The organism is Saprospiraceae bacterium, assembly GCA_016715965.1.
Taxonomy (GTDB): domain Bacteria; phylum Bacteroidota; class Bacteroidia; order Chitinophagales; family Saprospiraceae; genus Vicinibacter.
In genome coordinates, this window is sequence record JADJXG010000001.1 from 1,376,775 (window position 1) to 1,400,087 (window position 23,313).

General features: G+C 40.7%; 19 protein-coding genes. 7 read left to right on the forward strand and 12 right to left on the reverse strand.

Going from position 1 to position 23,313, the window contains the following annotated elements; translation table 11 throughout:
* Positions 1-4: 4 nt before the first annotated feature.
* The 8 genes from IPM48_05100 to hutH all read right to left on the reverse strand — a co-directional run bounded on the left by IPM48_05100 (position 5) and on the right by hutH (position 8,266).
* Entirely contained in the window at positions 5-787 is a 783-nt protein-coding gene (locus IPM48_05100; protein ID MBK9270952.1) for an SDR family oxidoreductase, read from the reverse strand.
* A 12-nt stretch (positions 788-799) separates the two neighbouring features.
* Positions 800-1,336 carry a YceI family protein gene (locus IPM48_05105; protein ID MBK9270953.1) on the reverse strand — a complete coding sequence of 179 codons (537 nt, stop codon included), beginning with the start codon at positions 1,334-1,336 and terminating at the stop codon, positions 800-802.
* 97 nt (positions 1,337-1,433) lie between these two features.
* Entirely contained in the window at positions 1,434-2,264 is an 831-nt protein-coding gene (locus IPM48_05110) for a helix-turn-helix transcriptional regulator (GenBank protein ID MBK9270954.1), read from the reverse strand.
* 355 nt (positions 2,265-2,619) lie between these two features.
* Positions 2,620-3,000, reverse strand: a complete 381-nt coding sequence (locus IPM48_05115; GenBank protein ID MBK9270955.1) for a hypothetical protein — start codon at positions 2,998-3,000, stop codon at positions 2,620-2,622.
* Between the two features lie 419 nt (positions 3,001-3,419).
* Positions 3,420-4,130, reverse strand: a complete 711-nt coding sequence (locus IPM48_05120; GenBank protein ID MBK9270956.1) for a cation transporter — start codon at positions 4,128-4,130, stop codon at positions 3,420-3,422.
* Positions 4,131-4,216: 86 nt separating this feature from the next.
* Positions 4,217-4,777, reverse strand: coding sequence for a helix-turn-helix transcriptional regulator (locus IPM48_05125; protein MBK9270957.1), 561 nt, complete (start codon positions 4,775-4,777; stop codon positions 4,217-4,219).
* Positions 4,778-5,082: 305 nt separating this feature from the next.
* Entirely contained in the window at positions 5,083-6,171 is a 1,089-nt protein-coding gene (locus IPM48_05130; protein MBK9270958.1) for an acyloxyacyl hydrolase, read from the reverse strand.
* A gap of 607 nt (positions 6,172-6,778) precedes the next feature.
* Positions 6,779-8,266, reverse strand: coding sequence for a histidine ammonia-lyase (gene hutH / locus IPM48_05135; protein MBK9270959.1), 1,488 nt, complete (start codon positions 8,264-8,266; stop codon positions 6,779-6,781).
* Positions 8,267-8,452: 186 nt separating this feature from the next.
* Here hutH and recA point away from each other — a divergent pair, with 186 nt between their 5' ends.
* The 7 genes from recA to IPM48_05170 all read left to right on the forward strand — a co-directional run bounded on the left by recA (position 8,453) and on the right by IPM48_05170 (position 16,359).
* Complete coding sequence (gene recA / locus IPM48_05140) at positions 8,453-9,496, forward strand: recombinase RecA (GenBank protein ID MBK9270960.1); 1,044 nt, start codon at positions 8,453-8,455, stop codon at positions 9,494-9,496.
* 756 nt (positions 9,497-10,252) lie between these two features.
* Positions 10,253-11,056: a glycogen/starch synthase gene (locus IPM48_05145; GenBank protein MBK9270961.1), complete on the forward strand. Its 804-nt coding sequence runs from the start codon at positions 10,253-10,255 to the stop codon at positions 11,054-11,056.
* A gap of 88 nt (positions 11,057-11,144) precedes the next feature.
* Entirely contained in the window at positions 11,145-12,452 is a 1,308-nt protein-coding gene (locus tag IPM48_05150; GenBank protein MBK9270962.1) for a DUF4270 family protein, read from the forward strand.
* Positions 12,453-12,475: 23 nt separating this feature from the next.
* Positions 12,476-14,314 carry a glutamine--fructose-6-phosphate transaminase (isomerizing) gene (gene glmS / locus IPM48_05155; GenBank protein MBK9270963.1) on the forward strand — a complete coding sequence of 613 codons (1,839 nt, stop codon included), beginning with the start codon at positions 12,476-12,478 and terminating at the stop codon, positions 14,312-14,314.
* A gap of 9 nt (positions 14,315-14,323) precedes the next feature.
* The gene (locus IPM48_05160) at positions 14,324-14,998 is read left to right on the forward strand and encodes a DUF4290 domain-containing protein (protein MBK9270964.1); all 675 of its coding nucleotides are present in this window, start codon (positions 14,324-14,326) and stop codon (positions 14,996-14,998) included.
* A gap of 128 nt (positions 14,999-15,126) precedes the next feature.
* On the forward strand, positions 15,127-15,873 hold the full coding sequence (fabG, locus tag IPM48_05165; GenBank protein ID MBK9270965.1) for a 3-oxoacyl-[acyl-carrier-protein] reductase: 747 nt from the start codon (positions 15,127-15,129) through the stop codon (positions 15,871-15,873).
* Between the two features lie 15 nt (positions 15,874-15,888).
* On the forward strand, positions 15,889-16,359 hold the full coding sequence (locus tag IPM48_05170) for a hypothetical protein (GenBank protein MBK9270966.1): 471 nt from the start codon (positions 15,889-15,891) through the stop codon (positions 16,357-16,359).
* A gap of 14 nt (positions 16,360-16,373) precedes the next feature.
* Here the strand turns inward: IPM48_05170 and IPM48_05175 are convergent, their stop codons facing one another.
* The 4 genes from IPM48_05175 to IPM48_05190 form a co-directional block, all read right to left on the reverse strand.
* Entirely contained in the window at positions 16,374-17,375 is a 1,002-nt protein-coding gene (locus tag IPM48_05175; protein ID MBK9270967.1) for a tetratricopeptide repeat protein, read from the reverse strand.
* Between the two features lie 9 nt (positions 17,376-17,384).
* Positions 17,385-18,776: a Gfo/Idh/MocA family oxidoreductase gene (locus IPM48_05180; GenBank protein MBK9270968.1), complete on the reverse strand. Its 1,392-nt coding sequence runs from the start codon at positions 18,774-18,776 to the stop codon at positions 17,385-17,387.
* Between the two features lie 193 nt (positions 18,777-18,969).
* Complete coding sequence (locus IPM48_05185) at positions 18,970-20,268, reverse strand: amidohydrolase family protein (GenBank protein ID MBK9270969.1); 1,299 nt, start codon at positions 20,266-20,268, stop codon at positions 18,970-18,972.
* A gap of 50 nt (positions 20,269-20,318) precedes the next feature.
* Positions 20,319-23,309 (reverse strand): amidohydrolase family protein, encoded by a 2,991-nt coding sequence (locus IPM48_05190; GenBank protein ID MBK9270970.1) that lies wholly within the window; start codon positions 23,307-23,309, stop codon positions 20,319-20,321.
* Positions 23,310-23,313 lie beyond the last annotated feature (4 nt).

Genomic DNA, 23,313 nt, shown 5'->3' on the forward strand with positions numbered 1-23,313 from the left:
CAACTTAAATATTTCCATAAATGTTTGATTCACCTCCATCAATTGCAATAGTCTGTCCACTGACATAGCCATTGTCTTCACTCAGTAGGAAGGAGACCAGTTTGGCCACCTCATGCGGTTGTCCTAATCGTTTGGTAGGATTGCGTTGTGCGTACTCATTTTCTGCAGCTTTGGGGTCAGACGGATTTACTTGCCTGAAGGCTTCAGCCACCATTGGGGTGAGAATGGCTCCGGGAGCAATGGCGTTTGTAAGTATTCCATCCCTGCTGTATTCCAATGCTGCGTTTTTTGTCATACCTGATACAGCGTGTTTACTTGCCACATAAGGCATCTGATTGAGAACACCGCGAATACCACCCACAGAAGCTACATTCACGATACGACCATACATTTGTTTTTGCATTACAGGAATGACATATCGCAGACCATAATAAACACCCATGAGATTGATGTCGATGACCTTCTTAAAGATGTTAACATCGTATTCAGTGATGCTAGCTTGTTTGCCTTCAATTCCGGCGTTGTTGTATAGTCCGTCAATTCTGCCAAAGGTTCTAACTGTCTCATCCACATAATTTTTGACAGACTCTTCGTTTGAAACATCTGCTACAAAGGTGATAATTTTTACATCAGGAAACTCTTTTGAGATTTCCATTTTGGCTGTTGCAAGACTTTTTTCATTGTAGTCCACCAGAGCCAGATTGGCTCCTTTGGAAGCCAATTCTTTTGCTGTTGCATATCCAAGTCCTAAACCGGCGCCCGTAATTATAATTACTTTATTTTTCATGTTTTTTAATTTTTATTGTTGATTTACAAATTGAAATTCTCCTGCTATTTTCACTTCTTCACTGACTAAAACACCACCTGTTTCCAAAGCGGCATTCCAGTTTAAGCCCCAATCTTTTCGGTTTATGATTCCCTGAATGGAGTAACCCGCTTTTTGATTTCCCCAGGGGTCTTTGTGGATGCCTCCGTATTCCACATCAAATTCGACTTCTTTGCTAATTCCTTTGATGGTCAGCATGCCCTTCAATCGAAAATCTCCATTTTGTTTTTTTGTAAAGGAAGTGCTTTTAAACTTAAGTTCCCTGTGGTTTTCCACATCAAAAAAGTCCGCTGACTTAAGGTGTCCATCCCTTTGTTCGCTGTTGGTGTTGATGGACGATGCTTCTACCCTTGCAGCAATGGATGATCGCTCGAGATTGTCATCCTTTAAGTCGATCGAGAAATTATTAAATGACCCTTTCACGTTGGAGATCATCATGTGCTTTACTTTAAAAGTAAGTTCGGAGTGGGTAGGGTCTAAGACCCATTTTGTTTTTGATCCTGTTGCCATCTTTTTTTGTTTTTAAATGAATAAAATAATTGACAATGCAAAGATGGGGGCATTGAAAAGCCAAAAGGTATCGGTATTTGGAAAATAGGTTGTAAAATCAGGAAAGCAGGGTTTTCATCTCTTCCCGAAATTCAGAAGGGGTCTGCCCCGTTCGTTTTTTAAATACGTTGGTAAAGTAAGCTTTCTCATTAAAGCCCAGATCAAAACCAATTTCTGAGATGTTTTTGTCGGTATGCGTCAGTTGGTTTTTGGCTTCGATGAGCTTCCGGGTTTCAATGATTTCGCTGACAGTTTGGTGAAGTATGTTTTTGCAAATCAGATTTAAATTTCTGGAGGACATAAATAGTTTTTCGGCATAAAATTCAACCCCAAGCGGTCGGTGATAGTTCTCTTCCAAGATTTTGAGAAAATTTTGAAAAGTGTTGTTTTGTGTGAGATTCCACGGCTCCTGATTGACAACCATTTTTTTTCTTTCCGATTCGATCATGATAAAAAGGGCACTCAGTAAATGCTTTACCACACCGAGGTCCGGGTTTACTTGTTGCATTTCTCCATCAATGATCTCACAGAGGATTACAAGACGATGGAAGCAACTTCCGGCTTCCAATTTTAGACTTGCGTGGTCGTGATAGTGTGCGTATAATTGGAAAGTGATTTCCGGAATAAACTCGCTTTTAAAGCGGAGCACCCACATAGCGCATTTTCCTTGGACCGGCTTTGGGATGACCCGATGTACCTTTCCTTTGGTCACGAAACTGACCAGAGGTGCCTCCAGACTGGTGGTTTTGAAGTCTATAAAGTGCTCCAGTTGCCCTTCTGTTCCAATGATCAATTCCTCAAATTCATGTTTATGCGGTTCGTCCGGACTGGCCGATATTTTGTTTGCTTCCGCTACATCCACTTTAAATATTTTGAAAAGTTGGTTCATTGATTTAATATCGTTCTTTTTTTCAATAAAATAGTCATTGTACAGCAAGTGCAGTTTTTACCAGGAATAGATCGTATTTGTACAAATGTACAATTTCAGAAAACATTGCGCGAAGAATGTAGCAGAATAAAAACTGGAAAGAAAAAATGTTAGCTTATTTATTTTACATTTAACTGTCTATTCGATCGTTGGATGTAATTTAATCTTAAAACACGCATCTATATAATTTTGCCATTGTCACCTGCTCAGATTAGTAACACCCTAATTTAAAAACAATTGAATCTTAAAAGGAGCAAATCCAATGAAGGGTTCATTTGATGAAATACCAGTCTTTCGTGAAAATTCAATACATTCACTATTCACTTTTCTCCTCTCCTTTGAAGGTATATTGGATGTCGTCTTGTCCGGCTTTTATCCAGACATATTTACCGCTGATTGAGCTTCCAGCTACCTGACCTTCCCAATCCATTTTGCCTTCTTTTTCACTGGTAAGTGTAAATTTGAACATACCAGATTCATCCACTGAGTATGGAGCTTTTCCAAAACCCCACTGGGTGCAGACGTCATTTTCGACCTGACCTTCGGCAAACATCATGTTTTCAGTGCCCTCCATTTTTCCTCCGGTAGAGGTTTCAATTTTGAATTTGCGACCGTCCAGGCTCATTTTGGCTTTTGAATTTTGGGAATTACAGGAAAAGCCGAGTAGCAATACCAGAAATAAAATCAGATTTTTCATTTTGCTAAGTTTTAATTAAAAAAGAAGAAAGATACAACTTTTAGAAAATAGAATTGAAATATAAATGAGATGGACATTTTCCCGCGGTATTTGCCAGAATAAAGTTTATTATGATTTGACAAGGGAGCTATCTCAGATTAAACAATTCTAATTATTGCATGAAGCTCATTTTCAAAGTTGGGGTCCTTTGTCGACAATTTCGATTTAATCTTAAAATGTACCCAAATTCCATTCACTTTTTTTTCAAATTCATTTCACTTCGAAATGGGAATCTTTTATTTGATGTAGGAATTCCGTTTAAAACTATTTAGCAGCCTGTGCAATGACAATTGCATGTACCCTAGCGGCAAAACATGTTGCAAGCTCTTTACTTTCAATCATTTCAATGTGTATTTGCCATTTCTGTGGGTATTAAATTCCTATAACATTAAAAGCATGGAGAGACTCATGGCTATCATTAAACCATCTTCAATGATTGTAACTGTACTCATTGGCAGATTAAAGACTGCTCCCAGACAGGCACATTGAATTTTCTTTTTGTTAAGTACCGTTTGCAACACGCCAATTATACTTATCGACATTACCACCGATGTAACCAGGTTGGTTACAAAAGGATTGAAGTTGACCAGATATGCTATTCCTAGACTCAGTTCAATAAAAGCATAAACGTAGGCCCAGGAGGGTATTTTTCTTGCGATCACATCATACATGGCATAGCTTTCCGCAAAGTTTTTCAGATTTAGCATTTTAAAGAATGAAAACACCAAAAAGAAACCAGCCATAAAGTGTCGCATCCACTTCATGTAATCAAAATCTTGACCAGCTATCTGAATGATGAGGCTTACTGCTAAAATATACAAAAAAATGAGCAAGACAGGTTTGTAACTTTCAAACCAGGATTTGGCCATCTCAAAAGTCTCGTTGTGATCAAAGGAGGAAATTTGATACTTGCTGTCCAGTGCCTTTTGCAAATCAGCCAGTGCGATGTGTTTATCCATGGTGACGATGGCTGAGTTGTCTAAAACAGATACTTCCACGGCCGACACATTTTCTACCATCAACAAGGCAGATTTTACTTTTGCTTCGCAACTTGTACAGGTCATTCCTGTAATCTGATATTTGTGAGTCATATTTGAATAGAACATTTTTGTCGGTACAAAGGTCTACCTCCATGTTAAAGCAGTTGTTACACTATTTTGGGAAAGTGTTGCAAGATTTACAAATGGTCAATTTGTCTGCGCTTTTTGACTTTAAGTTGTTTAAAATAGCTGGGTGAAAAGCCTGTCACTTTTTTAAACTGATTGCTTAAATGAGCCACACTGCTATAATTGAGAAGATGGGCAATTTCATTTAGAGTCATTTCATCATACAATATAAGTTCTTTTACCCTTTCCAATTTCTGATGGATGAAATACTTCTCAATGGTAATGCCCTCCACCTCAGAAAACAAATTGCTCAAAGTGCTGTAATCCTGATTAAGTTGTTGAGCAAGATAATCAGATAAATTGATATTGATTTGATTGTTCTTTTTATGTACCAGATCAATGATTAGATGTTTTATTTTTTCAATAACCTTGCTTTTTTTATTGTCAATGAGATCGAAACCCACCGATTGAAGATTGTGCAACAATTCTGATTTTTTATCATCTATGTTGCTTTCCTGAATTTCCACTTCGCCCAATTCCACAGAAAGAGGGTGCAGTCCCGATTTCAACAATTTTGATTTCACCACCATTTTGCAGCGGTCACAAACCATGTTTTTGATGTAAAGTTTCATTCTAGCAAGATAGAGAATGGGATAACTATCAGTTCTTAAAAAAGTTTTCTCCAAAATATGACAAGGACTCGTTTAGGTAAGATCAAAAGAATGGAAACATCGCGCCTGACATTAAATATTTCAATTCAATATATTTTAAAAGTGAATTTTTTTATTGGACATTTATTTGGAAATCGCAGCATCAAAACTTAAGTTTTAAATGTTCCAAAGTATGATGATCCAATACAGCTATTTTTCATTTAGACAATTTTAAGGAATCTTAAAAATCCTTTTAATTCCCTTGGTCTTTGCTTTATTTTCAACGGTTACAATCCCTTTTTCCAGTACCTGCTTGTCACAAACACACTCATGTATTCTGCGGTACCGTAATGAGATTTTAAGGCCAAGCCGGTTGCGAGGTATATTGGTTGCAAGAAACGGAGGGGAATGTAATATTGAACACTGAGGCGGCTGAACAAAGGGACATTGGTGAGCACTACATTTTGCAATAGTTGATAACCAAGTCTTGCTTCCAACCCAAGTCTACCCACCAGCCATTCGTGCGAAGCAAAGACTTGCAATCGTGTGCCCAAAGCCCAGGCAGACCGGATATCGGTTCGCAATTCGGTGTGTGCCGCAAAATACGAACCCAGCCGATGCTGTTCTCCCTCGAGACCTAGTCGTATCAATTGATATTGCCTGTAATGATAGGATACATCCAGAGCCAAGATCTGAACCGGAAATCTGGGGCCCCCCGGAATCCTAAACTCCCTGTAAGCCTTTCCCCAACTCAGACCATAACTCCACCGGGAGATTATTTTTGGTTTTGGGAAAGTTTCAGCGATAGGTTTTGTCCAATGGCGGCTGGCTCTCCAGCCCGCCATAACACCAAGATAATTGAGACCCAGGTTGGGGAGTTGAAAGCCACCGTTGGACAAATGGTCAAGACCAATTCCGGTGAAAATAGCGCCAAGCTTTTTCATTTGTTTTTCATACCTGATCTGAAAGGATACATGGTTGTTGAATGGAAGGCTGATGGTCGTGTTTAATGAATTGGAAATCGGATCGTATTTTTTTAAATGATAACTCAGCCCACTTCCTACGATCAGCCGCAAGGACTGTTCTCCAAAATGTTTTAAACCAAAATCAACATAGGGTATGATGCTATAGGCCATACCGAGTATCTCAAACGGATGACCCAGATGCATGATGTTGATTCGGGCTCCCAACCTGGGGTATCCGTATTCCCTGTGCCAAGCCAATGTGCCGCGGGTCTGATATTCCAATCCTGCCTGTATCCAAACGCCGATACCTTTTGGTTTAAATAAAAAGCTTTGGGTGTGCGGACGCAAATGAACCATTTGGATGGATCCGGTCCCTGCTATTTGACATTTAGAGGACAGTGATGATGACACTATCAATGGTATAAGGACAATAATTCGGATCATCAAGCACAAAAGTATCTTTTAATTTTTATTTCTTATCACATGGTTTCAGAATTCCATAAAGAGCTTTGATGGATGGTCGTGGAATGCAGATTTTACACCAAAATTTTACTTACTTTCTTATAATCGCGAAGTTAAGATCCATAAAACAATTTTGATCAAACGTTAAAAAAAGGATCTCTTTAACCGAAGTCATGAAAGAGTCTCCTAACAGACAGGAACAGAGATTGGGTTTTATCCATCGACCCAAACAGTCAGAATCTTAGAGTGGTCAATCTTTAAACAGAATAATTGATCATTTAAAAAATTCATTGATAAGATAAATGTCCGTTTTCTCGCCAATGAGAATACAGGTATCGATTGGAAAAGTGCAGCTACTTTTCTAATAATAGTTTTTCTTAACAACAAAAATTAGAAAGAGAAAATTATATTGATAACCAATAATTGTAAAGGAATGCAAATTCATTCATCTGTCAATCAGAAAAATTAAAAATAGGATTCTGAATACAGATGTATCCTCATGAGGGTACCCAATTATTCTTGAAAAAATTAAAATAAAGTAAGGTAAAAATCAAGTTTACTTTATCGCCCTCTCCAAAAAGTCAATCGTAGATTTAAATTGATCAGAAGGAATGTGATCCTCCTCAATAAAAGGAACCTCGTTTAAGTAAGAATCTACCAAAGTTTGTAGTTGCATTGGCAATTTCCAACTTGGTCTATATTGCCAAGCACGAACAGCCGTCATCCACTCCATCGCCAAGACCTGACGGACGTTCTGCACCAATTCCAAACACTTTAAACCCGCGTTGGCTGCCATGCTGACATGGTCTTCTTGTCCCTTGCTGGTGACAATCGAATCTACACTTGCGGGAGTGGCCAGTTGTTTGTTGGCACTGACCAATGCAGCAGCGGAATATTGCACAATCATATAACCAGAATTCAATCCGGGTTGGGAGGTGAGAAAATCAGGTAAGTCACGACTTCCGTTTATCAACTGGTATATTCTCCGCTCAGAAATATTGCCTATTTCCGCCATCGCAATGGCCAAATAATCAGAAGCGAGGGCGAGCGGCTGGGCATGAAAATTTCCACCGGACAGGACTTTGTCGTCAGATAGCAAAAGGGGATTATCAGTCACGGCATTGGCCTCTCTTTCTGCAATCGAATGAATGTATTCCAAGGCATCTCTGCTGGCTCCATGCACCTGAGGTATGCAGCGAAAACTATAGGGATCTTGTACGGATTGTCGGATCCGTTCTGGCAGTTCTCCATTGGATAAAATCTCACGTAGCCTCTGGGCTGTTTGAATTTGGCCTTTTTGAATTCTGAGGGCGTGGATTTCAGGATGCAAAAAATCCATCGAACAATTGAAAGCTTCCATTGATAGGGCAGAAATCCAGTCCGATTGAAGCATTAGGTTTTCGGATTGTCTGAGGGCAGCTACCAGTAAAGCAAGAGAATATTGACTGCCATTGAGCAAAGCGAGGCCTTCCTTGGCCGCCAAACCTACCGGTATAATGTTTTTCTCAGCAAAAACTTTCTGGCAACTTTCAGCAGCGCCATCCTTCCAGATGGACCCTTCCCCAATAAAGGGGAGCGATAGATGGGCCAATGGAGCCAGATCGCCGGAAGCCCCCAGCGAACCATACCTGGGAATTACCGGAATCAAATCATCATTGTACATCTTAATTAAAAATTCCAGACTGCTCAAACGAACCGCTGAATTTCCTTTGGAGAGAGAAAGGATTTTGAGAAGCAGCACGAGACGGGTGATTTCCTTTGAAATGGGCTGACCAGTGCCACAAGCATGAGATTTGACCAGATTGAACTGAAGATGGGTTAATTCGCTATCAGGAATGACCTGGTTACACAGAGACCCAAATCCGGTATTGACCCCGTAAATAGGTCGATCGATAGATTCCATGCGTTTTTCAAGACGTTGTCTTCCTGATTTTACTTTTTCAATAAGTGGATCAGATAATTTCAAAACGGAAAAATGGGTCCAGATCTTAATTATCTCATCCAGCCCAAGCTGCTCATCCATTAAAATATATTCCTGCTTCATCATTGCAAAGATAGAGGAGTGATTGGTTTTAAATGACGGCTTTCTTTACTGCAACTAAGGGATGGACAAGTTTGCTGGTGGATGATTACAAGCTGTAAAGGCAAACTTTTAAGCAGTTGCAATTAATTACATCGGATAACTCAGGATCATATTACATTTGTGCAAAATATTTAAATCCATTAAAACATGTCAAAAGAACGCGATGAAAAACTAAAAGCACTCCAGCTTACCATGGACCGGTTGGACAAAACTTATGGGAAAGGATCAATCATGAAGTTAGGAGACAAACCTGTCCTGGATGAAGTCCCAGTGATCTCTACAGGCTCTATTTCACTGGACGTTGCCCTGGGAGTGGGAGGATTTCCAAAAGGAAGAGTGATTGAAATATATGGCCCCGAAAGTTCTGGAAAGACCACCCTTGCCATTCACGCCATTGCAGAATGTCAGAAAAAAGGCGGTATTGCTGCATTCATTGATGCCGAGCACGCCTTTGACAGGACTTATGCAGAAGGACTTGGGGTCAAGACAGAAGATTTGTTGATTTCTCAACCAGACAATGGGGAGCAAGCACTTGAAATTGCCGAAAATCTGATTAGATCGGGAGCCATAGACATTATCGTCATTGATTCCGTAGCTGCCCTAGTGCCAAGAAGTGAAATCGAAGGGGAGATGGGAGATTCCAAAATGGGATTACAGGCAAGACTGATGTCTCAGGCTTTGAGAAAACTCACAGGGACCATTGGAAAAACAGGTTGTTGTTGCATTTTTATCAACCAGTTGAGGGAAAAAATTGGTGTCATGTTTGGAAATCCTGAAACCACCACCGGAGGAAACGCTTTAAAATTCTATGCTTCCATGCGCCTTGACATTCGCCGCAGCGGTACCGCCATTAAAGACAAAGACGGCAATGTCACAGGCAACAGGGTGAAGGTCAAAGTTGTGAAAAACAAATTGGCCCCTCCTTTTAAAGTGGCAGAATTTGACATCGAATACGGAGAAGGAATCTCCAAAATCGGAGAAATCGTTGATCTTGGTGCAGAACTCAATGTTTTGACCAAAAGTGGAAGCTGGTATGCCTATGAAGGAACAAAAGTGGCTCAGGGGCGTGACGCTGCAAAACAATTTATGACCGACAACCCCGAACTAGCTCTTGAAATTGAAAATAAAATCAGGCAGAAACTTGCCAATTCCAAGGTGGTCAAAGTGGAAGCAGGTGCTGACGAGGAATGAAGTTGAGTGGATAAGGACTGTTTATATATCGCAAACTTGAGCAATTTACGATTTGGTTTGGCTATAAGGAAATTGAAAAAAATAGATAATTAATTTATTTACAATAGTTTATAGCATTTCAAAGCCTTTGTAACGGAAAATTAAATTATTTTAACGCAAAAAAATTTGTTGAAAAAGATATTTCAGTACTTTTGTTGCAGAAATCTTCAGGGCCGACAATGAAAGGTAGGCCGCATAGCATGAATCTTACCGATGTCCGATGATATTTTCTGTTTTTAGCAGAAGGTGTAAATCGAATCAGCGGATGTCTTTTTTCTTATCCTATTTATATATCTGATAGCGGGATTATTTATAATCTCGCTATTTTTTTTGATAGGTCCTGGCTATGCTGATCTTTGAAAAGAACAGCTTTGAGTGGCAAGTCTTGAAAGCGGTGTTTACGCTTTACCCAATACGACGGTTATGTTTAACAGGTTTCAAGTATTTTTCCATTGCAAACATGCCTGTTCGGTAAATTGATCTGATCGGATCCTTCATCTCTCCATTTTAGTATCGAGACAGCGGATAGAAGCTTGTGATTTAACCCATTGAAATCGAAAATATAGAATCTGCTTCAAAATCAAATACTTCAACAAACATTCAGAATATTTTCCTGTATTTCAATCCATTGCAACTATTTTTTGAAAAAGTTTGTTTATATTGTGAAATAAAAGTAGTATCTTTGCGCTCCATTTTAGAAACGAAGTAAGAGGTTTAATGAGCAAGAAAAAGGTTTTGTACATCACACAGGAGATTGACCCCTTCGTCAACCATGACGGATTTGGCGAAATGATTCAGAAACTCCCGGCTTTTGCCCAGGAGAGCGGAATGGAAATCAGGATTTTAATGCCGCGTTTTGGCACGATCAACGAAAGAAGACATAGACTTCATGAGGTTGTTCGATTGAGTGGTATGAACATCATCATCGATGATGACGACTATGCACTGATCATCAAAGTTGCATCTCTTCCGGGATCCAGAATACAGGTTTACTTTTTGGACAATGACGAGTTCTTCAAAAGGAAATTTGTGTTTGAAGACGAGGAAGGAAGACCATATGACGACAACCAGGACAGAATGATTTTTTTCTGCAAAGGCGCATTAGAAATTGTGAAAAAATTTGGATGGCCGCCTGACATTATCCATTGTCACGGCTGGATGACGAGTTTGATACCATTTTATCTAAAAACAGTGTATAAAAATGATCCGGTATTTAAACAGTCCAAAGTCATACTATCACTTTATGAAAAATCGCTGGAGTCAAGTTTTACAGATAGTTTTTTTAAGAAAGCCGCAATCAACAATCTGAAAGCAGATCAACTCAATGTTTTTAAAAATGGGACAGGAATTGCTTTGCAAAAGGGGGCCATACCCTACGCTGATGGAATCATCAGGGGTTCGGGCAACCTCAGCGAATCACTGATTCAGGCTGTGGAGGCCAACAACAAACCCAACATACTCACCCAGGAAGAAAATTTTCTTCCTGATTATATCGACTTTTATAAGACTATTATCTCATAATCAGCGTTTGAGTCTGATGATAAACCGATCGATAAAAGCCTCTGCCAGAATTTTGGTAATTAATCATTTCTTGTCCTGTTTGCTGCTGATGTTTTCAATATCTGCATGCGACAAAGGATCAAATCTGGGAAGTGATTTGATCAGTGATGAGTGGATTAATGCGAAGGGAGTTGACAGCTTTGATTTTGACATTGATTATTACAAGGTGGACAGTCTCCTTTTATCTTATGGTGGACTTCCGGTCAATTATTTTTTGGGAAAAATAAATGATCCCATATTTGGTCATTCTGAAGCTGCCATTTATACCCAGATCAGGTTTATCAATACCAAAAATTTTGAATTTTTGAGGGTACCCATCGATTCGGTTGTACTTGCACTTAGATATGATCAAACTGGGATTTACGGAGATACTTTATTGCCGCAGACCGTTGAAGTTTACCCGCTTTTGGATACACTTGGAGTCAATGTCCGCTATTACGAAGGCTTCTCGGCCAATGTAGGCAATACTTTGTTGGGCAAATTGGAAAACTTTGTTCCCAATCTCAGCGACAGTGTCAAAGTTCAGATAAATTCCGTGACCAATGCTTTTGGTCCTCAATTAAGGATACCTTTGGATACTGGACTGTTTATGGACATTATGCGGAATTTACCGGACACCCCTTTTTCCAATGTGGACACTTTTGTCAAAGTATTTCCAGGAATTGCAATTGTGGCAAAGCAAAACGCTTCTATGCTCTCCCTGATTCCAGCGAGCGAACAAAGTAGAATCACCATCTATTACCACATCGATACCGTGCAATATGAATTTATTTTTAACATGGGCACCAACGCCGCAAAAGCTCCCTACATCAAGGTGGATCACAGTGGAACTCCTGTTCAGCAGTTTGTTGAGGGACTGGTAAATGGCGATAGCGTATTTTATATTCAGGGTTTGATAGGTCCGGATGCCAGGCTTCTGATGCCGTATTCCACAGACTGGGATAGAAAATTTTTAAATTATGCAGTGATCGAATTGGATGTGGTGATACAGGACGAATCCGATACCACCCATTTTAAACCTGTAGATTTATTGTTTGTCCAGGATCTTTCTTCTGGAACTCCCAAGGACATCAGGGATTTTGAAATCGCCAGGAGTTATAGCAGCCAACTGGCCAATCTCAGTGATTTTGCCGCGATCTTTGGAGGTATTCCCAGGAAAATAGAAGTTGATGGTCGAAAAGTGATTAGATATAGTTTTAACATTACAGCACATTTTCAAAGCCATCGCAAAGAAAAGAAAGACCTTGATTTACTAATTAGCCCTATTTTTAAGACAGAAATTGCCCAAAGGGTGGCGCTTTACGGACGCAAGCACGGAACTCAGCCTGCGAGACTGAAGCTAATATACTCTGAGTAATAAGACAATATACGATTTTAGATATGTGTGGAATAATAGCCTACATTGGCCCAAAAAGAGCATACAATGTTCTCATCGAAGGTCTAAGCCGGCTGGAGTATCGCGGTTATGACAGTGCCGGAGTAGCTCTTCTCAATGGAGAGATGAACATTTATAAGAAAAAGGGCAAGGTTCAGGAACTGGTAGATTTTGCCTCTACCAAAAACACAGAAGGTCATATCGGTATGGGTCATACCCGTTGGGCAACGCATGGCAAGCCGGATGACATCAACGCGCATCCTCATTTTTCAGGATCCAAAAGCCTTGCCATAATCCACAATGGAATTATTGAAAACTATTCTACACTCCGCGAAGCACTGAGTCGTCTCGGCCATCAATTTGAATCAGAGACAGATACAGAAGTGCTTATCCACCTGATAGAAGAAATTCAAAACAGAGAAAATCTTTCATTGGCAGATGCTGTAAGACAGGCACTCAGCAAGGTGATCGGAGCGTACGCCATCGTTGTTATGGATAGAAACAATCCTGATTTGTTGGTGGGTGCAAGAAAATCAAGCCCACTGGTAGTAGGTATCGGCAACGATGAATTTTTTATTGCCTCTGATGCGACCCCGATTATTCAGCACACCAATAAAGTCATTTATCTCGAAGACGAGCAGATCGTTGAAATTTCACTCAAAGATGGAGTAGAAATCACCTCCATCGAGAATGAACTCCAGACTCCTGTCATCCATGAATTGGATCTCAACATCGATCAACTGGAAAAAGGAGGGTTTCCTCATTTTATGTTGAAAGAAATCTTTCAACAGCCACAGACCATTTCTGATTGTATGCGGGGAAGATTGAGTGCCACAGAGGGATGGGCAAGGTTGGGAGGATTGGAAGAGCATTCCAATAAAATAATCAACGCGAGCAGAATCATCATTGCAGCCTGCGGAACAAGCTGGCATTCTGCATTGATTGGAGAATATTTGATCGAGGAATTGGCAAGAATACCCGTTGAGGTAGAATACGCATCTGAATTCAGATACCGCAATCCCATTCTTGGTCCTCAGGACATCGTTATCGTGATTTCTCAATCAGGAGAAACCGCAGATACCCTTGCAGCAGCTGAACTCGCCAAACAACGAGGCGCACTGGTGTATGGTATTGTCAACGTGGTGGGTTCATCCATTGCGCGAATGACAGACGGAGGTTCCTATATTCACTGTGGTCCTGAAATTGGAGTGGCTTCCACCAAGGCGTTTACAGGACAGGTCACATTGCTATCGCTGATGGCCATTGTACTTGGGTTCAAAAAAGGAGTGCTCAGCAATAGCTATTACCATCAGTTGATTGCAGAACTCGGCCAGATTCCGGACAAAGTCAAACAAACCCTTGCCTCCGATGATCTCATCAAAAGCCTGGCGTCGAGATTTGCAGAAACGAACAATGCCCTGTATCTCGGAAGAGGCTACAATTTTCCGGTGGCACTGGAAGGAGCCCTTAAACTAAAAGAAATCTCATACATCCATGCTGAAGGATATCCGGCAGCAGAAATGAAACACGGACCCATTGCTCTGATTGATGAAAATATGCCGGTCATTGTCATCGCAACCAACCAAAGCGCTTATGAGAAAATTGTATCCAACATCATGGAAGTAAAAGCAAGGAAAGGGATTGTCATTGCAGTGATCGATACGTTGGATCAGGAAATCAGAAAGATTGCAGACTACTGCATCGAAATACCGGGAACGATCGAACCACTAACTCCTTTGTTGTCTGTAATTCCGCTGCAACTGCTGTCTTATCACATTGCAGTGCTCAGATCTTGTGATGTCGATCAACCCAGAAATTTAGCCAAATCAGTAACCGTCGAATAAAATAAAAAAATGCAAGACATTAGTTTTAGCTACAATACACAAGAAGAAGAATTGATCATGCCGGAATATGGCAGAAGTGTTCAGAATTTAGTTCAATATTGCAAAACGGTTGTGGATCCTGTATATCGTCAGGCGGTCGCCGAAGGGATTGTAGAAATCATGCAAATCATGACGCCTTACAACAAGAATTTTGAAGAGCATCGTAAAAAATTATGGCACCATCTGTTCAGAATTGCGAAGTATGAAATTGAAGTGGTTCCGCCGGGTGGACAAATTCCCACACCGGATCTCGATGTGGTCAAACCCGAAACGGTGGAATATCCTGCGGCTGTTGAACGCAATCGTCATTATGGTGGTTACGTCAATGCAATGATTAAAAAAGCAATGGAATTGGAAGACAAAGCCAAACAGGAAGCTTTTGCGGTGATCATTGCTTCTTATATGAAGTTGGCTCATAAAAACTGGAACAAGGATAACTTCATCAGCGACGAACAAATCAGAGAAGATCTTTCACACATGAGCAAAGGCATCTTGAATGTTCCCGAAGATGCTGTTCTGGATATCAGCTCAGGTTTTACAAGACACCAACGCCAAAGACCACCCAACCAGTACAAAGGAGGAAAGGGCAGCAAACACAAAAACCGCAATAAAGGGAGAAATCAAAGTCAGAAAAGATATTACTGATCATACCCTTCCAACAAATTTCCTTGCCAGAGTTTCATTCTTTTTGTCTGAAAGAATAGATACCGTCCTAATGGATAAAACAGCTTATAAAAATTTGAATTACATTTGGGCATTAATCCAAATACAATATGGCTTTATTAACAGGTAAAACTTCCATCGTCACCGGAGGAAGCAGAGGTATCGGAGCTTCAATCGTTGAGAAACTGGCTTCCGAGGGATCCAACATAGCTTTCACTTATCTCAGTTCACCAGACAAAGCGGCCCAGCTCATCGAAAGGCTGGCTGTGTATGGGGTCAAGCTTAAAGCTTATGCATCCGATGCCTCGGATCATACCGCAGCAAAAGATCTTGTAGCCAAAGTGCTGGAAGATTTTGGATCCATAGATGTATTGGTCAACAATGCGGGTATTACCAAAGACAATTTAATTCTTAGAATGACCGAAGAGCAATGGGATCAGGTCATGTCAGTCAATTTGAAGTCCGCATTTAATCTTTCAAAATTTACAGTAGGACCCATGATGAAACAACGTTCAGGTTCTATTATCAACATTACTTCTGTGGTGGGGGTTTTTGGGAATGCTGGCCAATCCAATTATGCGGCATCCAAAGCCGGAATGATTGGATTTACAAAGTCCATTGCCAAAGAGCTGGGTCCCCGTAACATTCGTTGCAACGCCATTGCTCCCGGATTTATCGAGACAGAGATGACCCATGTATTGGATGAGAAGACCAAAGAAAACTTCTTAAAGGGAATTCCCCTTGGCCGACTGGCTCAGGCTTCTGAAGTGGCGAACCTCGTGGGTTTTTTAGCATCTGAGCAATCCTCCTATATTACCGGACAGGTTATCAATGTATGCGGAGGACTCAGTATGTAAACTAAATTACAAATGATGAATTTACAAGAAAAGGAGCATTTTCTCAAAAATGAGTTGATTCATAAATTACACCAATTGGATCCAGAAGCCAGAGGATTGTGGGGAAAAATGAATGCCCATCAGATGGTAGAACATCTCGTGGATGCTTTTAAAATAGGAAATGGAAGAACTGTTGTGAAAGATATTCTTACCCCGCTGGACAAAATCGAAAAAATTCAGGCATTTGTTTTATCAGATATCCCGTTCAAAGAGAACACCAAAAATGTCTTGCTTTCAGAAGAACCAGAGCCCATTCGCAACCCCAACTACCAGGAAGTGATCCATTCACTTGCATTTGAAATAGAAGAAGTTTTTCGGGTCTATGATCAGAATGAAAAACTCTTGTTGCGCAATCCCATTTTTGGAGACCTCGGCCGCCAATTGCAAATTTCGCTATTGCACAAACACGCATCGAATCATCTAAGACAATTTGGTGTTATGGAGTGATCATACCCCATCACCTATTTTAGTTTTTTCAATGCTTTTCTAAATTCTATTTCTTCAGGATTCAAACCAATGGCTTTTTCATAGTCCTTACGGGCATTTTCAATCTCGTTTCTCTTTTGATAACACTCTGCTCTTGCAAAATAAGTGTAAGCTTCTTCCGGATTGAGTTCAATGGAGCGACTGAGCATTTTAATGGCCTGAGGTAAGGAATCTAGGTTTTTGTACAGAATGCCTAGATTGTAGTAGCTGAGTTCAAAACTGCTATCCGCAACAATGTTGCTTTTGTATTGTGCGATAGCTTCATCCGTTCTTCCCAAATTTTGTAAGGCAAATGCTTTGTTGTGTCTGGTTTCAAGATCAGACGAATCGAGTCGGAGAGCGTTGTTGTAATATTGGATTCCCAGGGGATTATTCATGTGACTCAATAAATCACCAAGTTGAACCCAACCTACTCTCAATTCAGGATCAAGGTCAACCGCCTTCTGATAACTATTGACGGCTCTTCCGGTATCTTCGGATTCAATGAATACATGTCCGGCCAAATAATATCCGTAAGCGTTTTGTGGGTCCAACATAAACAAATGGTCCAAAGACGCCATGGCTTCCATGTATTGCCTTAGGATAATCTGAAGTCTGATTTTTTCTTGAATAATCTCGATCTTGTTTGGAAAAAGCAACAGGGCAGAATCGAGAATTTCGATGGCTTTTTTTGACTCATTGGCCAATAAATAATTTTCTGCAAGAAGGGTATAGTGAGAATCGTTTTCAGGGTCAATTCTTATCGCAGTTCGGATGTCAGCCACCGCAGAGTCATGGAGAGAGGCAAGCATATAGAGATTGGCGCGCAGAATGTAAAAACTGTCGTTGTTTGGATTATTTTCAATCAGTTTGCTGATTCCGGAAAGATCATTTGCAGTTATTTCAAGCGGTTTGTTTTCTACCTTGGATTTGTTGCATTGACTATTCAACAAAATCAGAAAAAATAACAAACTGTACAAATGTATTTTTTGACGCATGACCGAAACTTAGAATGAAATGTCTTGAATATTTTTTTGAAGTCTGCTTTTTTCTGCAGCAAATCCCATGAGATGACTTTCGATTGAAGCCTCTATGGTGGATGTGAGCAGACTGGCATCTTGTCTACTGACCGCAGCCACCCAGTCGTGCATCAATCGGAAATCACCGCTGCCATGTCCGGAATTCTTATAAATGCCAGTCTCGTCGACATGGATATCCCAATCCGTCGAAATACCTGTCCTAAAATCGGTATAAATGAATTTTTCCATATCGCCTACGATGTCTCCCATACTGCCCATCACTCGTGTTCTTCTTCCACCATAAGAGGTGAGGGCCTCCATATTGAAGCCGGCAGTGATTCCATCTTCAAATAAAATGGAACTAACAACGTGATCGGGTTGATCATTTTCCATCTGGTAAACACATCGACCGTAGTTCGTGGTTTTTAAATACTGAAGTATGGCGTCTCCATGTTCTTCCTTGTTTTCCGGTAAATCAAAAACATAGGTCCAGCTTCGTTTTCGGTGGTATATTTTTAATGCAGAATAAGGGCAATCAGATTCAATCTTGCATCCATCGGTGCATCTAAGGGTGCTTCCGGAGGGTGCATTCTCTTTTTTAAACCATTTAAGTCCTCCAAAAGCTGCAATGCTTTTTGCATTTTTTCCTACCAGCCAGCGCAGAATATCGAGATCATGACAAGATTTTGCCAAAATAATCGGAGTTGTTTTTTTTGAATCGTGCCAGTTGCCTCTCACAAAAGAATGTGCCATGTGGACATGTTCAATGGGTTCCAGATGCTGAATGCTGACCAAGGTGCCCACTGCACCACTGTCAATCATGCTTTTGAGTTTTATGAAATATGGTGCATATCTTAGCACATGACACACTGCGACAATGCGCTTTGTTTTTTGAACCCTCTCAAGAATTTGACGGCATTCCTGTTCTGTTGGAGCGATTGGTTTTTCCAGTAGAACATCGTATCCCATCTCAAGTGCTTTCATGCAGGGTCCAAAGTGTAAATCATCCGGTGTGGTGATGATCACAGCATCTGCCCATTTTGGCCGGTCAAAGACATGCTCCCAGGTAACCATCCTGTTTTCTGCCTGTATTTGGTGTTTGGATGCATATCTCTCGTTTCTCAGAGGGATGGGTTCTGCAACCCCAATGATTTTAATCTGATCCGGATTTTGAAGTGCATACCTACCATACGTATTTCCTCTTGCGCCGGCACCAAGTGTAATGGCTGTGATGCCGCGCGGATTACAGGAATGATGATCCGGCGATTTACTCAAATACTGATCGACATGTGCTTTGAGTTTTTCAAAAGGAAATGCAGATGCGCCAAGCGACCATCCAATTATTTTAAGCAATTCTCTTCTTGAATATTCATTGGACATAAAAGGATGAATTTTATAAACGAATGGTAATTAAAAATATCATTTGGCTGAAATTATTGGTATTTTATGGATCAAATGATGAAAGTCAATACACACAAGAAAGTGCAATAGAATTTTATTCAAACGATTTAAAAATTTTTCAGCATTAAAAAAAATTATAAATTAAGCCATACAGAAAACCCATTTTAGCCCATCATTCATTGGATGGATATTTTTTGGAATATTTTCGATAAAGCTGTTTATGTACATCGTCGAGTTCAACCGGACATCCCTGAATCCATGCGTGGATGATCTCCTGGCTGCGCATGTCCAGCGCTTTCCCTTTGCTGATAAACAGGCTTGCGTCTTTCCCCACTTCGATGGAGCCCATCCGGTGGTCAAGTCCGATGATTTTCGCGGGATTGAGCGCAATGCTTGCCAGTGCCTGTTCTTCTGACATACCATACCCAATGGTATGACCAGCCTGAAATGCTAAATTTCGCTGTTCCCAAAAACCACTTTGACTGATGGCAAATAAAATCCCGGCATCTTGCAAAATTTTAGGCGTCTTATAAGGTTGCCAAACATCTTCATCTGTTCGACTTGGGAGGCTGTGTGGTTTCTGTAAAATGATTGCAATTGATTTTGCTTTCAAGAAATCAACAATTTTCCATGAGTCAGCAGCTCCCACCAACACGGGCTTAATTCCCAACTTCTCCATCAACTGTACACATTGAATCATTCCTTTGGCTTCGTTAACCCTTACATACAATTTCTTTTGTCCACTCCACAAAGCCCTCATGCTTTCATAGGCCAAATGGGTTTGTAATAAAGCAGAATCTTTGCCACTGAGGTAGGCCCTGGCTTTGTGGAAATATTCACTGATGGCTTCTGTTTCTTTCTTGTATTTATCATTTGGATTTGATCGTTCAGGTTCAGCCCACCACCCTCTTTGCTGATTGACCTGCGGCCAATTGAGCCAGATCCCATCATCCGCCAAAACAACGGCATCTTCCCAATTCCAGCCGTCCAGTTTAAAGACAGACGATTGTCCGGACACGATGCCTCCTTCCGGAGTTGATTGGACCACCAGAACACCGTTTGAGCGCAGGGTTGGAATAATCTTAGAATCTGTGTTATAAGCCACCATGCTGCGAATGTTGGGGTTAAAGTTTCCCAATTCTCTTTTGTCAATGGTTGCTTTAACCTGAGAGATTTCTTCCAGTCCTACTTCCGTATTCAACGCAATAAAACCAGGATATAAATCCATTCCTTTGGCCTGAATTCGCACCGCATCATTGATATTTGAGCGGACTGGTTCCTGTCCAACATAAGCGATTTTTTGACCCTCGATCAAAAGATTTCCCTCTTCGATGATTTGACCGTTTCCGACGTGGATGCGGACTTGCTCGATGATGGTTTTTTGATTTTTGGGAATGCATGGAACCTGTGATTGCCCGGGTGGGATACAAGCAAGAATCAACCATAAAAGTGAGCAACTTTTATTCCACATGTTAAATTTATTTCGAATGCATTTCATTTTAATCTTTTGTTTAATACGGATTAATGTGAATCTTCGTGATCATCTTCAACAGTATCACAGTGGTAGAGTCTTCTTCTTTGAGATTTAAAAGGAGAAGTTTTGACTCCGCTCTCTTTTAGTTTGAGCATTTTCTGAACGATTCTATTGCGTTCTGCCTCGATCATTTTGCGAATGCCCTCTTGCGCATGGACGTCAAAATATTTAATTCCATCAACGAAAGTCATGTCCGGTCTGCTGCTAACGGATAGAGGATGTCCATTCCACAATACCAGATCTGCATCCTTTTTGACTTTGATACTTCCCACCCGGTGATCGATGTGTAAAAGTTTTGCAGGATGAAGCGTAACAAATTTTAATGCGTCTTCTTCACTCACCCCACCATATTTTACAGCCTTTGCTGCTTCCTGGTTAAGACGGCGGGCCATTTCTGCATCATCGCTGTTGAAAGCGGTAACCACTCCTTGCTGGTGCAGCATGGCACCGTTGTATGGTATGGCTTCGTAAACTTCAAATTTGTAGGCCCACCAGTCTGAAAAAGAAGATCCGCCGGCTCCGTGATTTTTCATTTTATCCGCGAGCTTATACCCTTCGAGAATGTGGGTAAAAGTGTTGATTCGGAAGTCAAATTTTTCTGCCACTTTCATCAACATATTGATTTCTGATTGCACATAAGAATGACAAGTGATAAATCTCTTCTTTTGCAAAATTTCACCAATCGTTTCCAGATCCAGATCCCTTCTTACATTGGCTGCGCCTTTTTCTTTGATGTCTTTCAAATATTGTCGACCTCGTGTAAAATAATCCATGTACAGCTGCTCCACACCCATCCTCGAATCCGGATATCTAAGATTCGAACTGCCACTTGATCGTTTGACGTTTTCTCCAAGTGCAAATTTGATAAACGGATCTGCACCTTCAAATTTCATTTCTTCCGGAGATGATCCCCATCTCAATTTAATCAATGCAGATTGTCCGCCGATGGGATTGCAGGAGCCATGCAACAATTGTGCGGTGGTAAGCCCTCCTGCCAATTGCCGATAGATATTGATATCTTCAGAATTTACCACATCTCCTATTCGCACTTCTGCGGTCGAAGCTTCTGTACATTCGTTGACACCCCGACTGATTGCAATGTGGTTGTGTTCGTCGATCAAGCCGGGAGTGAGGTGTTTGTTCAGTCCATCGATCATTTCTGTGTTGTTGTCTGGAGCCACCAGGTTTTTTCCAATTTTTTCAATTTTGCCATTCATCATGAGCACATCAGTTTGTTGGAGAATCCCTTCTTTTTCGCAGGTCCAAACTGTCGCATTTTTGATGAGATAATTTTTGAGTTTTGGTTTTTCTGTCCACCCATAGGCCATAAATGGATATAGGATTGAAAAGGATTCCGGGTTTTCCTCTTTCGATGTATTTTTAATTTCCCCTGTTTCCAAAGACCCGATGTAATTCATTGCAAATGGAACTCTTGATCCATTGGATAAATTGGCAAATCCTGTCCAGTTTTTACCGCTGGCCGCAGCATAAATCAAATGGATTCTTTGTTGCCTGTCTCTCCATCTTCCGTTGAGATAATCGTTTTCAAATTTTACAGAAATTTGCGGAGGAATGGAATCTTCTGTCAGAATTTTTAGCTCGTATTTTCCGTCTTTGCGAGAAAGGTCACCCATGTACTCATCAGTTCCCAATGCTATACGAAACTTGCCCATATAATCTGTTGGATCTAAACCGTGGACAGGATATGGTGTGCCCTTTACCCATGTTTCCAAAATTCGTCCACTGTCAGAAAAAATATCCGATTGTGTAATCAACAAATTGGCCCATTTGCCGATGGCTATGGTTCCTGTTTCATGATGGATTCCCAACCATTCCGCGGGAGTGGTCGTAAGTGATTCAAGAGCCCTTGTTTTGCTGAGGCCCGATTTGATTGCTTTTCTCAGATTTCCCCAGAAATCTTTCGGATCAGTTAACCCGTCCATTGTAAGGCAAAAGGGAATTTTATTTTCTTCAAGAATTCTCGGATTGTAGGGAGCCAGTTCCCAATGTTTTAAATCAGAGAGATCAATTTGTTCTGCGTCAAATGGATCTTCAACATCATATAGTGCTGGAAATTTGAGGGGCACTATCAATTTGGCTTGGATTTTTTTGAGCTGCTCTATATTTTGATATTCAGAACCATTGCTTCTGATTAGGTAATTTTTTCCAAACTCTCTGGCAATCTTGTCTGCTCGCAAAATATCCAGTTTGTCTTCTACCGCAAAAATCTGCAATAGCGTTTGCAGCTGATTCCATTGTTGTAAAGAGAGATTTTTTTCTTCCGGCCTGATGGTTTTTTCATAATACATTCCGTCCAGATAAGTTTGTCTCAGAAGCGCAATACTTCCCATGAGACTACCGGGATAATCCTGAGCCGAACTTCCTTTCTGAAAGCTCAAATGATGTGCAGACTGTTCTTTAAAAACCATCTCGTGCTCAGGACCTTCACCTGTAAATACCACAGAAGAACTTCCTCTGCTAATTCCATCCGGCATATGTGTGTTGACCATGGCAAATCCATTTTCTCGAAGCACTTTGCCTTCTGCAGCTTTGGTTTGAAAAAGAATAAAGGCAGATTGTTCCGTTTTTAGGGCATCGTTCCAACCATAAGAACCAGGTCTTGATTTGTCAAACTGACCCCTACCCTGATTGCGTCTATCTGGCAAAGCAGGCATTCCATAAGAGGAATATAGATCAATAAAAGCAGGATATACAAACGATCCTTTCAAATCCTTCACTACGGCGTCTGCCGGTTTTTTTAGCGCTGTCCCAATGGCTTGAATCTTTCCATTTCTGATGATTAGTTCAGCAGCTACTGGTTCAGAAATAGGATTGGCAATCAACTTTGCGTTGATCAATAGATAACAAGATTGATCCGGATGTCTGACACCATTGTATGGAAAGGTGATCTGGGCATAAAGCTGAAAGCAACAGACAAAAAATAATAAGGAAACTATAAACCTGATTTTAAAAACCATTTTA